A 13,849-nucleotide genomic window follows, 5' to 3' on the forward strand; every position below is an offset into this window, starting at 1 on the left:
AACTGCTTAAGCCCAAATAGTTCACACAAAGCATGTTGATGCTCTTCGGCAAATGTGTGTAGAGGACGATACCCCTGATATCCGGCTAGGATGCCCATGACCATCAATAGCAGCAGAATCCACAGCGGGTGAGATCTGCCATGGGATTTGCGGAAATCAGGGACTTGTTTCAGTTCTTCTATAAGGGTGCTCATGGGTCAATCCACTATCGTGATGTGAATGATCCTAATTTTTCTACGGGAAATTTAAAACAGCCCTGCATGTTTGGAAGGGGAACATCAAGAACCGGGCTAAAGATGGGAGTCATTACTGGGTCAATACGACCATCATTCCTTTTTTAGACGAGCAAGGACATCCAGAGCAATATCTAGCCATTCGCTTTGATATCACCCCTCAAAAACAACTGTCGGAGGAGTTAGTCCACAAACAGGAGGAACTTACAACATTCATTGAGGATGTACCGATTGGAATGTACTCGATCAATCGCGAGGGATATATTGTTTGGACGAACGACAAACAAAGAGAGATGCTTGGATACCAAAAAGAAGACTGTATTGGACAGCATGTTAGTGAATTGTACGTAGATTTAGCATCGAATAGAAAGGTAATTGAGCACCTAGATAAGCAGGAAAATCTCCGCAATTACGATGCACAAATGAAGTGCAAAGACAATTCAAATAAAGACGTTTTGATCTCCTCTAGTACTTGTTCACAAAGCAGTGAATTTGCTCAGAATCGATACTTTACTTACGACATCACAGCGCGTAAATGTATGGAGCGCGCGCTACGGAAAAGCGAAAATATATTTCGATTGCTGACGGAAAATTTGCGTGAAGTCTTTTGGATGACTAGCATCAATCTTACAGATCCGAGTCAGCAGCAAATTTTATATATTAGTCCTGCCTATGAAGACATCTGGGAACGCGATCGGCAATCTCTATATCACGATCCTATGAGGTGGATTGAGGCGATACATCCAGAGGACCGGGAGCGCGTCACGGAACATTTCATGGACCAGGTAATTCAAGGTGGCTTCGATCATCAATATCGAATTATACGACCAGATGGTTCTATTCGCTGGATTAGAGATCGGGGCTTTCCTTTAAGCGATTATTCGGGGGAAACAATCACAATTACGGGATTTGCCGAAGATATTACCCAACGCAAAGCGACCGAAGATAGACTCCGCCTGCTTGAATCTGTTGTAGTTAATGCTAACGATGCAGTCATCGTCACTGAAGCAGAACCGTTTGGTGAACCTGGACCACGTATTGTCTATGTCAACGAAGCTTTCACGCAATTGACAGGCTATCAGTCAGAGGAAGTCATCGGCCAGACCCCGCGTATTCTGCAGGGACCAAAAACCGATCGCAAAATACTTGATAAAATTCGGGCCGCTTTAGAAACTTGGCAGCCGATTAGGGTTGAGTTAGTCAACTATTGCAAAGATGGTTCTGAATTTTGGGTTGAGCTGATGATCACACCCATTACCAATGAATCAGGCTGGTTTACCCACTGGATCTCTGTCCAGCGGGATATTACTGAACGAAAACAAACAGAGATGATTCTGCAACAGAATGAACAGCGATTTCGTGCCCTGATTGAGCATGCCTCAGACATCATCATCCTGCTAGATACGGATGGAATGATTTCCTATATCAGTCCCTCGATTGAGAGCACTTTAGGATATTTTTCTCAAGATTTTATAGGTAAGCCAATGGTCACCTGGCTTCACCCAAATGACCAAAACAAGATCACAAAAGCTTTATCTAAGTCTTCACAACGACAGAAAGCGGAGAATATCCCCGAAATACGCTGGCGAAGCATTAAGGAGGAGTGGCGCTTCTTCGAAGTGATCATCAAAAAGTTGTCTGAGGGCACCGCATTCAGTGGCTTTGTCGTCACCGCTCATGACATGACTGAGCGCAAAAAAATTGTGAAGATGCAGCAAGACTTGGAGCGGGAGAAAGAGCTGAGCGAGTTAAAACTTCGCTTTTTCTCTATGGCATCCCATGAATTTCGGACGCCTCTGAGTGTCATTTTAATTGCAGCCCAGACGATAGAAAACTATGGAAGCATAGAGCAGGCTGAAAAATTAATTCGGAATACTCAGCGGATTCAAAGCAGTGTCTACCATTTGAGAAGCATGTTAACGAATGTTCTTTCAATTGCTAGAACTGAGGCAGAGAAAGTAGAATTTTCCCCCCAACATCTAAATTTATATAAATTCTGTTCTCAAATCATGAAGGTACTGTATGAAGAACAAAAAGAAAAAATGTCTGAATCTCAAATTAAATTCGCGCTTGACGGTACAAATAGAGAAGTATTCTGTGATCCAAAGTTGCTCCATTCGATGTTGACAAATCTACTGTCTAACGCGGTCAAGTATTCTCCAAAAGGTGGCGTCATTGACTTCTCTGTGACAATCCAATCTGAGTGGATTGAATTTGTAGTCAAAGATCAGGGGATTGGGATTCCTCTAGAAAATCAATCCCATTTATTTGAGCCATTTTACAGAGGAGAGAATGTCGGCAAAGTCCAAGGCTCTGGTTTGGGGCTAGCCATTGTCAAAAGGTATTCAGACTTACATGGGGGGCAAGTCGCCTGCGAGAGTGTTGAAGGCATTGGAACTACATTTACGATTCATCTACCCGTTAGCTCATGAAGATTCTATTAGTTGAAGATGACTTTTCCCTGGCCGAGGTACTCACTGAAGCGCTTAATGATTATGGCTATGTGGTTGATGTTGCGATCGATGGGGAAAAGGGCTGGTATCAGGCAACAGAAGATAACTACGGCATTATTCTGCTCGATTGGATGTTACCCAAACTTGATGGCATCACTGTGTGTAAGCGATTGCGGGAAACTAGCTATACGGTGCCGATTCTAATGATGACCGCTCGGGATGGCAGTACTGACAAGGTGATGGGATTAGATGCAGGTGCTGATGATTATGTTGTTAAGCCCATCGATTTAGCAGAGCTGCTTGCAAGAATTCGAGCTTTACTACGACGTGGTCCTAGCACAATGATGCCTGTCCTAACCTGGGGAGACATACAGTTGAATCCTAGCAATCATGAAGTTTTCTATCAAAAGCAGGAAATAAACCTGACACCCAAGGAATTTTCGCTACTTGAGCTTTTTTTGCGTAGTGGTCGCCAGGTTCTCAGTCGTCGAATGATCCTCAATCAACTTTGGGATTTTGAAGATCAACCAGAAGAAGAAGCCGTCAAGGCCCACATCAAGTTACTCCGACGCAAGTTCTCCTTAGCAGGTGTCCCTACAGATCCAATCAAAACCATTCGCGGTATAGGCTACTGCCTCAAAAAACTCAACTAGGATTAATGATTACAGGTCGTCTAGCTTCATTTGGACATAGAATCGTCCCAAAGGAGATTGCTATGAACAGCTCATTAAGGCAACGCTCATACACAGGCAAAGACCTCTTTGTTGGCATTGATATTCGTAAACGCACCTACTCAGTTGCAGTGGTGATGGAGGGAGCGCTGGTCAAGAAATGGCAGACGTTCGCAGACCCAGTGAAGCTGGCCCATCAGCTCATTGCCTATTTCCCTAAAGCCTTACTACAAGGAGCACGAAATTTTTGAGAACAGATGTTCTAATGCTCGGGTCTGATCTTCTGCATTACATAGCGCAGAGACAGCCATTGTGGATCGTAGAGTGCTGCGCAATGTTGCCAATTTCTCTAGATCTAGAGTGGCAGCTATAACCCTTTCAACATAAGCTTCAGGTGAATAGGTCACCCATTTCGCTAGACCTACAGTGCTTAACAGGCTCAATCCTACCCGACTCACGTGAGTTTGCCCCGCTAGCGTGATCACAGGTACTCCCATCCATAGCGATTCACAGGTGGTGGTGGTGCCATTGTAGGGGAAGGGATCGAGGGCAAGATCTAGACGGTGGTAGAACGCTAGGTGTTCTGCACTGTCCTGAAGAGGACCATAGAGCTGTACACGCTCACGCGAAATATCATGCTGGGCGAATAAGCGCCAGAATCGCTCCTGGGTAGGCGGATCATCTAAGCAGCGCATCTTCATGAGCAGTTGGGCTTCAGGGAGCGCCTGCAGGATCTTGGCCCAACACTCAATCACCTGGGGAGATAGCTTAGCGAGATTGTTGCAAGACCCAAGGGTGAGGTTCCCTGTGGTGAGAGCAGGTAAGTTATTGACGGGTGGGGCATTGGGCGGCGGCTGGTAGCACAAAAAACACTGGGGCAGTCGGATCAAGGTCTCTGTATAGTCACACTCCGTCAAGCCAGGAGGATCAGCTAAGGCGTCAGTGATGCGGTAGTTCATGGTCGTCAGCCCTGTGGTGTTGGGGTAACCCAGGTAGGTGATTTGAATCGGGGCGGGCTGACGGGCAAAAACCGGCAGGCGATTATTACCGGTATGACCAGCAAGGTCGATCAAGATATCGATGTGATCTTCTTGAATCAGATCTGCTAGTTGCTCATCCGTGAGTGCATAGACATCTCGCCACAGATGCCCGAGGGCTTTAATTCTCTCCGTATCGGCATCAGGGACGGCGACGTTGGCATAGCAATAAACCTGAAACGCCTCACGATCGTGATGCTTGAGAATCGGTTCAATAAAGTAGGCAACGGAATGCTGGCGAAAGTCTGGTGACAGGTACCCAATGCGGAGCGGCTGATCAATCGAGTAAGAGGGCAGGGTGGTCACCTTCGCCTGTTCCTGTGCACCCCAGCGACGGTGGGCCTCAGCAATAAAGTCACGGCTGTAGCTAGAGTCGTAGTTGAGGGCATAAAGAAAATTCGATTGGGCGGGATGATAGTCAGGCTCTAGCTTTAACAAGGTCTGAAAGCTGGCAATCGCTTCAGGAATCCGCCCCTGAGCAGTGAGGGCAAATCCCAGATTAATATAGGCAGAAGCACTGTCCGGCTCTAGGGCAATTGCCTTTTGACAGTGGGTAATCGCACCCGAGACTTGACCCACAACACCGAGGGTAAATCCTAAATTGATATGGGCCTGAGTTAAGTCAGGATCAAGTTGAAGGGCTTGGCGCAGATGTGCGATCGCATCTTCAAACCGTCCTTGGTCGCTATACACAGACCCCAAGTTACAGTGGGCTGCGGCATTGGCTGGATTTTGGCTGAGCAAACGTTTTAGAAGTGCGATCGCATCTTCAAACCGTCGCTGAGCTTTAAGCACCAGAGCCAACCGAGTAACCACATCAGCATTTTGGGGATGGTGAATGCGAGCCTGCTTAAGCTGTTGTTCAGCGGCAGTAAAGTTCTTCTGCTCTTGGAGAAGGGCGACAAGACGCAGATGGGCCTCAAGCCATTCAGGACGAGAGCGCAGACTTTCCTGATAGGCAAGGATTGCAGCTGCGTCATTTCCTTGAGCAGAGAGGGCATTGCCCAAATTGTAGTGGGCTTCAGGATCGTTGGGGGACAGTGCAATGGCTTGCTGATGGCAGCGCACCGCTTCATCGAACCGGCCTAGGGCTTTCAGCGTATTGCCCAAATTGGTATGGGCGCGGGTGAGCTGGGGGTTGTGGGAAATAGCAGCTCGATAGCAGATCGCCGCTACCTCTAGCTGCTCTTGCTGCTGGAGTAATCTGCCCAGATTAAAGTGGGCTGCGGCTAGGTTAGGCTGCAGTTGAATCGATTGGCGGAAAGCTGACTCTGCCTCTGCTGCGTTCCCTTGAGCCTGGAGAGTATTGCCGAGATTGAACCAAATGTCGGAGCGGTTGGGCTGGAGAGTGAGGGCTTTTTTTTGGGTTGCGATCGCATCTTCCAAGCGTCCCATTTGCTTCAGGAGACTTCCCATATTTACACGCACATCGACGTGATTGGGTTCTAGAGAAAGCACCTGTTGATACACTTCTAGTGCTTGAGAAAAATTACGCTGACGATGCCAGTGAACAGCTTGGTTAAACAATTGTTGAACATTGGCCTGAGGATCATGCGACTGTTCAGAATCCAAAGGAGCAGACATCAATAACATATCCTCAGCGTACGTTTCCTCAACCTAGTATATTCGGATGGATTTTGAAATATAAATTCATAGAACAGAAAATCTTTGCACACGCCTCTCAGCCCCAATCCAAGCAAAGTTCTCAATCGAAGACAGGGCATCTAAATCATCAACCAACACCTTTAAAGAATCGCAGATCCATCACTGATGCGGGTGAATAAATATCGCGTCTATTTAAGCAGCTCGTAATCACAAGAAAAATGACAGATATATAAACAGTCCAAGTAATGACGACTCGATATATATATGTTAGATTATCTTCGGGGAACACAAGCATGACCTAGACGCGGGGTTTTATAGGTCTTACTCATATTTTTTTGGGGTCTTACAGCTTTAACATGTTGCGTTGCATTGGCTTTGCGGCCTATGGATTGACCTGTGCAGCTTGATTTGAAGGGAAATCCTATTCTCGGGAAAGCGGTCTCCGAGCTATCCAGACAATGCTATGAATGGCTTGAATATCGGGCTATGTGGAGCTTCTTTTCGCTACCACGATATCCTCGTGCGCAATTACTTTCCTGGCCCTTCAGTCCTTTCTATAGCTCTTTATTTTCAAGAGAATTAGCAGATTAATCACATAACTTAAAGTTGAATCTCTAGAATATTTTTTATTTGATTCATCTATTTCTAGTAGAGTTATATTTCTATATAGAAACTCCTACAATTCTCTTTTATTCATCTCTATTTTTGGCGTCAGAGAGGCAAAAAAATGTCGCAATCATCTTTAGATCTTTCTAGCCTCAACGGCAGTAATGGCTTTGTCATCAACGGCATTGACATATCTGATCAGTCTGGCTTCTCTGTGAGTGGTGCCGGCGATATTAACGGTGATGGCATTGATGACCTAATTATTGGGGCCTACCTTGCCGACCCCGACAGCACCAATGCTGCAGGTGAGAGCTATATCGTCTTTGGCAGCAGCAACGGCTTCAACAGCAGCCTCAACCTCTCCGATCTCAATGGCAGCAACGGCTTTACCATTAACGGCATTGATATATCTGACCAGTCTGGCTTCTCCGTCAGTAGTGCTGGCGATGTCAACGGAGATGGCATCGATGACCTGATTATTGGGGCCTTTGCCGCAAATCCCAACGGCAACAACTCAGGTGAGAGCTATGTCGTCTTTGGCAGCAGCAATGGCTTCAGCAGCAGCCTTAACCTCTCCGATCTCAACGGCAGCAACGGCTTTACCATTAACGGCATTGATCCAACAGATCAATCTGGCGTTTCCGTGAGCAGTGCTGGCGATGTCAACGGCGATGGCATTGATGACCTGATTATCGGTGCCAGGGCAGCAAACCCCGATGGCAACACCGTTGCGGGTGAGAGCTATGTTGTCTTTGGTAACAGTAATGGCTTCAGCAGTAGCCTCAACCTGTCCGATCTGGACGGTAATGACGGCTTTACGATTAACGGAGTTGATCCATTTGATCAATCGGGTTTCTCCGTCAGCGGCGCCGGGGATATCAATGGTGATGGCATTGATGATGTCATTATTGGTGCCATGTATGCTGACCCCGATGACAACGATGCTGCAGGCGAGAGCTATGTGGTGTTTGGCAGCAGTAGTGGCTTTGACAGCACCCTCAATCTATCGACACTCAACGGGAGTAATGGGTTTGTCATTCACGGCATTGACTCGATGGATCAGTCGGGTCGATCGGTCAGCAACGCCGGGGATATTAATGGTGATGGCATTGACGACCTAATTATCGGAGCCTTGGGTGCAGACCCAGATGGCAGTAGTTCTGCAGGTGAGAGCTACGTGGTGTTTGGCAGCAGTAATGGCTTCAGCAGCACCCTCAATCTATCCGATCTAGATGGCAATAACGGCTTCACAATCAGCGGTATTGATCCATTCGATCAATCGGGGTATTCCGTGAGCAGTGCTGGGGATGTCAACGGTGACGGCATTGACGACCTGATTATTGGTGCCAGGGCGGCAGGCCCCAATGGCAATCTTGTCGCAGGCGAGAGCTATGTGGTGTTTGGCAACAGCAATGGCTTCAGCAGCACCCTCAATTTATCCAATATCAATGGCAGCAATGGCTTTGCTATTAACGGTATCAATCTAGAGGACCAATCTGGTTTTTCCGTCAGTGGTGCTGGAGATGTCAACGGTGATGGCCTTGATGACCTGATTGTCGGTGCTCCCTATGCTGATCCGGGTGGCAATGGCGCAGCAGGCGAGAGCTACGTGATCTTTGGCTTTGAAAGCGGAAGCGGAGCGACCGAGGGTCCCGATCAGCTGGTCGGGACGCCGGAGAACGATACCTTAGAAGGCTTAGCGGGTGATGATCTGATCTCGGGCGGTAACGGTGCTGACGTCCTAGATGGTGGTCTCGACAATGACACTCTCTTGGGAGAAACAGGCAACGACACACTCCTCGGTAACGCTGGCCTTGACTTGCTCCAAGGGGGTGGCGGTAGCGACTCCCTGAGCGGAGGGCTAGGTAACGACACCCTTGAGGGACAATCAGGCAACGATACACTCCTCGGTGACGCTGGCCTTGACTTGCTCCAAGGGGGTGGCGGAAGTGACTCCCTGAGCGGAGGGCTAGATAACGACACCCTCGAAGGACAGGGCGGAAACGATACACTCCTCGGTAACGATGGCGCTGACTCACTTCGAGGGGGCAGCGGCAGTGACTCCCTAAGCGGCGGACTCAACAACGACACCCTTGAAGGACAAGGCGGAAACGATACACTTCTCGGCGGCAGCGGCAATGATTCCCTTATAGGTGCTTCGGGAAGCGATCGCCTGCAGGGCGGCGGCGGTGATGATGTTCTCGGTGGCGGTGGCAACAATGACACCCTTGAAGGGCAAGCAGGGAACGATACCCTCCGGGGCAACAGTGGCTTCGATTCTCTCGCGGGCGCAGCCGGGAATGATCTCCTACAGGGAGGCTTGGCGAATGATTCTCTCAATGGGGGCAGTGACAACGATACCCTTGAAGGACAGTCAGGCTTTGATGTCTTGCTAGGGGGCAGCGGCAACGACATCCTGGTCGGTGGCTCCAACAATGACACGCTCACGGGCGGTATTGGGGCTGACACCTATCGCTTTGATACGGGCTTTAATAGTCTAGGTACGGATACGATTACCGACTTTGCCAGTAACGATGTATTGGAGTTAAGCCAGTCCGTCTTTGACTTGGGCGGTGTTGCGGGCACGAATATTGTTGCCAGTGAGTTTGCTACAGTGAACAGCTTAGTTGCGGCAGAAAATAGTGCAGCGCTGATCGTCTACAACCGCAATACTGGCGATCTGTTCTTCAATGCCAATGGCTCCGCTGCAGGGTTGGGCACAGGTGGCCAATTCGCTCAGTTGGAGAACAACTTCAATTTGATGGCTGAGCATATTGAGCTGACGGCTTAATTTATCCCTGGGCTGGCCATCTTTTACCCACAATATAAATAGTCCGAGAGGATACCTGAACAATCAGATAAAGGTCGTCAGGAGGATTTTGGGTTGCGATCGCATCTCCAACTTGCCCCCTCTGCTTAGACAAACATCCTAGATTCCAGAACACATCCCATCGACGAGGTCACAGCGCCCCTTATTTGCGCATTGAGTCACAGCAAGAAATTGCAGCTAGCACTGCAGCGAAGAATATAGCTTCAGTAGTTTTACCAAGATTTCAACCGATACTCTCAACTTATTTCAGTAAAATTCTTGAGGCTGTCACCCTAAGCCGTTGCCTAAGATGAAAACGGTTACCTAAAGCTAGCCCTCAGCTCTACCTATTTTTACTGATTTCTAAATAATTTTTTGAGCAGCTCAGTATTTTTTATCAATCGCTAGATTAACCTTCCAACCTGAACGATGCTCGCCATCATCTCAGGTTTTCTAGTCATAGATGTATGACTTAGATCCGTTTGGCCTAGCCAATTTTCCCACCCAATCTATTACTAATGGCTCAGATCCAGGAGATCTAAGCCATTAGCAGTATTGATTTTCAGCTTCTTTAATAAAGGCATTTAATTTAATGGCAGATAACGCATCTTCTCTATACCGCGCTCTTTTAATTGCCCAAGATTATTTGACCTCCTTTGCTGCCAGCGAAACCTTCACCGACAATTTGACTACGGCTTTTGGCAGTCTTCTCAACACTTCAACTGCTGCAGAATTTCGACAGCAATGGTTAACCGGTGACTTCAGCGGCATCTCAACGATCAAAGTCATCTCATCTAGCGACATCAACAGTGCCTTTACCCCCGCAGCCCAAACCATTTACCTCTCTTCAGAATTTCTGACCGCCAACACCGACAATCCTGCCGCCATCGCCACAGTGCTGCTAGAAGAGATCGGTCACGCCCTCAATGCCCAGCTCACAGAAAGCAATACAGGCGATGAAGGAGAAGTCTTCGCAACCTTAGTCCAGGACGTGGAGCCAAGGATCTCCATGCAATTCGAAGCCATCTATGAAAATCCGGGCCTCTTACAAGAAGACCACCACGATGACTTTGAAGAATTCCAAGCCTCATCAAGATGGACCTCTACTGCAACCAATGGCTCAGGTTTACAGCAAGGCGACCCCACAACCTTAACGTGGAGCATTGTCGCAGACGGCACCTTCATTCCTGGCTTCAACGGTGAACCCGATGCCAACAGTGACTTAGTTGCATTCTTCAACAACATCTACGGCACCACGGCAGACTGGCTACCGATCTTTAGCAGCGTCTTTGACCGCTGGAGTGCCCTATCCGGCGTCAACTATGTCTTTGAAGCCAATGATGACGGAGCCGCATTTGGCAGTACCGTAGGACTTGTAGGCAGCCGTGGCGATGTGCGCATTGGCGGTCACTTTATTGACGGCGAATCGGGTTCCAACACTCTGGCCTACAACTTCTTCCCCAGCAACGGGGAAATGGTCATTGATACCTCTAACTTCAACTTCTATTCCAACACCAACAACAATTCTCTCAGCGTTCGCAATACCCTCGCCCATGAACTGGGACACGGCTTGGGATTAAGTCATGTCGAATCGAACAACGCCAAATTTTTGCTCGAGCCTTTTATCAGCACCGACTTTGATGGCCCTCAAATTGACGACATTCTAGGCTTACACCGCCTCTATGGTGATGCCCTCGAATCCAGCACAGGCAACCATAACCAATCCAATGACACTATTGCTGCAGCCACCAACTTAGGGACTGTCAATTCAGGAATGACGGTCTCCATCGGCACAGACGCTTCCGATAGCAGCACCGTTGTTGCAGCCAATCAGACCGACTTCGTTAGTATCGACGACAACTCAGATACTGATTTTTATCGATTTGCGATCGCAAGCCCCTCCGCCATTGACGTCATTCTCAATCCCCGTGGTCCCTCCTACAACCAAGGCCCGCAGGAAGGCGCACAGGCCCTCTTCAACGCCAAAGCACTCAGCAATTTATCCCTAGCCGTTTTCAACAGCAGCGGCACTCTATTACGGAGCGTCAATAACGCTGCAGCCGGGGAGAGCGAGAGCATTGCAGGTCTGCAGCTATTGTCTCCGGGAGCCTATTACGTACGGGTAACGGGCAGCGCTAACAATGTGCAGCTCTATGATTTAAGTATTGCAGTCAATGCCAGTTCTGCATCCAACGATAATTTTGCAGATCGCTTTGTTCTAGCCGGTGAAAACACAGCAACAACCGGCTCTAACATCGGATTCACAGGCGAAACAGGCGAATCTAGCCAATCCGGTGTTCTTCACTCAGCCTGGTGGAGTTGGACCGCATCCTCGACCGGACAGGCCACCCTTGACACGAATGGCAGCAACTTTAATACCTTCCTATCTGTCTTTACGGGCAGCTCAGTCAATAACTTAACGACCATTGGGCAAAACAATAACGGCGGCAACGGCAATCAAAGCCAGCTCAGCTTTACAACGGTCGCCGGAAGCACTTACCAGATTGCCGTAGATGGCGTCTCTAGCGATCAAGGTAACATTGCGCTCAACCTCAACTTTGCCAACAACGATAGCTTCGCCAATCGCCTTGCTCTAAGTGGTCAAAATACTAGCGTGACCGGCTCTAACGTCGGTTTCACCGGCGAAGCAGGGGAGTCCGCCCAAAGCGGCACCATCAACTCAGCTTGGTGGAGCTGGACTGCTGCTGCAACGGGAGAAGTCACGGTCGATACCAACGGGAGTAACTTTGATACCTTCCTATCGGTCTTCACCGGCAATGCAGTGAATAGCTTGACAAGCGTAGGGCAAGACGATGATGGCGGCACGAATCTCCAGAGCCTCTTAACGTTCTCAGCCACAGCCGGGACAACGTATCACATCGCGGTTGATGGCTTCAGCGACAATACAGGCGACATTACGCTGAACCTAGCTCAGAACCTTGAAGGTATCCAACGCCTTGGCACCGGCGGTTCAGATCAGCTTATAGGTGGTGTCGGAGACGATACCTTAATCGGGTTCGGCGGCAATGACGTGCTATTTGGCGCCAACGGTGGCGACCTATTACGCGGCGGTAGCGGCAACGATGACATCAGCGGCAGCGGCGGTATTGACACCCTGCTGGGCGAAGGTGGTCAGGATACCCTCGCAGGCGGTATCGGCGGCGATCAACTACAGGGGGGAAGCGGTAACGACTCCCTGCGTGGCGAAGCTGATAACGACACCCTACAAGGACAAGGGGGCGGCGACACGCTAATTGGCGGCAGCGGTGACGATTCATTGGTGGGTGCTTCAGGAAGCGACCTGCTGCAGGGAGGAGGAGATAACGACGTTCTCAGTGGCGGCGGCAATAACGATGTTCTTGCAGGCCAAGCAGGCAACGACACTCTGATTGGCAACAGTGGCTTGGACATCCTCACGGGACATGCGGGACATGATCTGCTTCAGGGTGGCCTTGCGAATGATGAACTCAATGGCGGCAACGATAATGACACGCTCGAAGGCCAAGCGGGCTTCGATATTTTACTCGGCGGCAGCGGCGACGACATTCTGGTGGGTGGCTCGAATAATGACACGCTCACAGGCGGTACCGGGGCCGACACGTTCCGGTTTGACAGTGGCTTCAATCGCCTAGGCGTCGATAGAATTACAGACTTTGCCAATGGCGATGTACTGCAGCTTAGTCAGTCAATCTTTGGTTTGCTCGGCAGCGCAGGTAGCAACATTATCGCTAGCGAATTTGCCACGGTAGGGAGCTTAGCAGCAGCAGAAAGCAGTACAGCAGTGATTGCTTACAACAGCAACGATGGCCGCTTATACTTCAATTCTAACGGAGCAGCAGCTGGGCTAGGTTCGGGAGGCCAGTTTGCCCAGTTAGACAATACTTTTGATCTAAAGTCCAATCATATTGAACTGATTGCATAGAGAGTCATTTGCATAACACAACATTTACCAACCTTGAAAGTTCGGACTTTTGGGAATCTATTATCTTTAGTCAATTTCAATTGTGTAAAGAACGATATATCTAACTAAATCTGATTAGATACATGCTAAGTTAATGGCGGGGTTACAAAATTTTTGCAAAAATGTAGGGCAACGCTAGCCTTACTCTTATTCGGGGGATTCGGGTTCTATTGGCTATGGATAATGGACAGAGGTGTCAATAATCCACGGATCTAATTGGGCCTACGCAAAAATTTTATCGTTCTGAAATATTGATCTTTGAGCTATACAACAGATGTTCAGATTAAGCTCTGAGCGGATAAAGCACCGTCTGGTACGGCAATGAGATGCCTTTAATCGTGTACATCCTGCTTTAGCTCTTCTCCAAAGTTCTTCCTAGAAGTGAATAGGCAGATAACTCTCACTGCTTGGGTTTTATTCCCCAACGTTGGCATAGTCGAATCCACACCCGTTTTGGTCAGGGAATAGCTTCGA

General features: G+C 48.7%; 8 protein-coding genes. 5 read left to right on the top strand and 3 right to left on the bottom strand.

The genetic code is table 11. From position 1 onward, the window contains the following. Positions 1–194: transposase family protein (locus C1752_RS09575; RefSeq protein ID WP_146242318.1), on the bottom strand; the 194-nt coding region annotated here is incomplete at its 3' end. A 62-nt stretch (positions 195–256) separates the two neighbouring features. Between C1752_RS09575 and C1752_RS09585 the strand changes: the two genes are divergently transcribed. The 3 genes from C1752_RS09585 to C1752_RS09595 all read left to right on the top strand — a co-directional run bounded on the left by C1752_RS09585 (position 257) and on the right by C1752_RS09595 (position 3,608). Next, complete coding sequence (locus C1752_RS09585; RefSeq protein WP_353962723.1) at positions 257–2,665, top strand: PAS domain-containing sensor histidine kinase; 2,409 nt, start codon at positions 257–259, stop codon at positions 2,663–2,665. After that, the gene (locus tag C1752_RS09590) at positions 2,662–3,339 is read left to right on the top strand and encodes a response regulator transcription factor (RefSeq protein WP_110985851.1); all 678 of its coding nucleotides are present in this window, start codon (positions 2,662–2,664) and stop codon (positions 3,337–3,339) included. Before C1752_RS09585 ends, C1752_RS09590 begins: the two co-directional genes overlap by 4 nt. Before the next feature lie 62 nt (positions 3,340–3,401). Then, entirely contained in the window at positions 3,402–3,608 is a 207-nt protein-coding gene (locus C1752_RS09595) for a hypothetical protein (protein ID WP_110985852.1), read from the top strand. Here C1752_RS09595 and C1752_RS09600 read toward each other — a convergent pair. Beyond that, positions 3,585–5,978 (bottom strand): tetratricopeptide repeat protein, encoded by a 2,394-nt coding sequence (locus C1752_RS09600; protein ID WP_158535053.1) that lies wholly within the window; start codon positions 5,976–5,978, stop codon positions 3,585–3,587. The genes C1752_RS09595 and C1752_RS09600 overlap by 24 nt on opposite strands. 748 nt (positions 5,979–6,726) lie before the next feature. Between C1752_RS09600 and C1752_RS09605 the strand changes: the two genes are divergently transcribed. Next, positions 6,727–9,396 (top strand): beta strand repeat-containing protein, encoded by a 2,670-nt coding sequence (locus C1752_RS09605; protein ID WP_110985854.1) that lies wholly within the window; start codon positions 6,727–6,729, stop codon positions 9,394–9,396. A gap of 1 nt (position 9,397) precedes the next feature. Here the strand turns inward: C1752_RS09605 and C1752_RS29690 are convergent, their stop codons facing one another. Continuing rightward, positions 9,398–9,529 (bottom strand): hypothetical protein, encoded by a 132-nt coding sequence (locus C1752_RS29690; protein ID WP_274704507.1) that lies wholly within the window; start codon positions 9,527–9,529, stop codon positions 9,398–9,400. A gap of 477 nt (positions 9,530–10,006) precedes the next feature. On the opposite strand from C1752_RS29690, the gene C1752_RS09610 reads away from it, so the two are divergent. After that, positions 10,007–13,336 carry a pre-peptidase C-terminal domain-containing protein gene (locus C1752_RS09610; RefSeq protein WP_110985855.1) on the top strand — a complete coding sequence of 1,110 codons (3,330 nt, stop codon included), beginning with the start codon at positions 10,007–10,009 and terminating at the stop codon, positions 13,334–13,336. Positions 13,337–13,849: the final 513 nt, after the last annotated feature.

Origin of the sequence: Acaryochloris thomasi RCC1774 (assembly GCF_003231495.1) — a bacterium.
GTDB lineage: Bacteria > Cyanobacteriota > Cyanobacteriia > Thermosynechococcales > Thermosynechococcaceae > RCC1774.

Coding starts and splice junctions, on each gene's coding strand:
- C1752_RS09600 (WP_158535053.1), bottom strand. CDS start 5,978: ATGTCTGCTCCTTTGGATTCTGAACAGTCGCATGATCCTCAGGCCAAT.
- C1752_RS09605 (WP_110985854.1), top strand. CDS start 6,727: ATGTCGCAATCATCTTTAGATCTTTCTAGCCTCAACGGCAGTAATGGC.
- C1752_RS09595 (WP_110985852.1), top strand. CDS start 3,402: ATGAACAGCTCATTAAGGCAACGCTCATACACAGGCAAAGACCTCTTT.
- C1752_RS09610 (WP_110985855.1), top strand. CDS start 10,007: ATGGCAGATAACGCATCTTCTCTATACCGCGCTCTTTTAATTGCCCAA.
- C1752_RS09590 (WP_110985851.1), top strand. CDS start 2,662: ATGAAGATTCTATTAGTTGAAGATGACTTTTCCCTGGCCGAGGTACTC.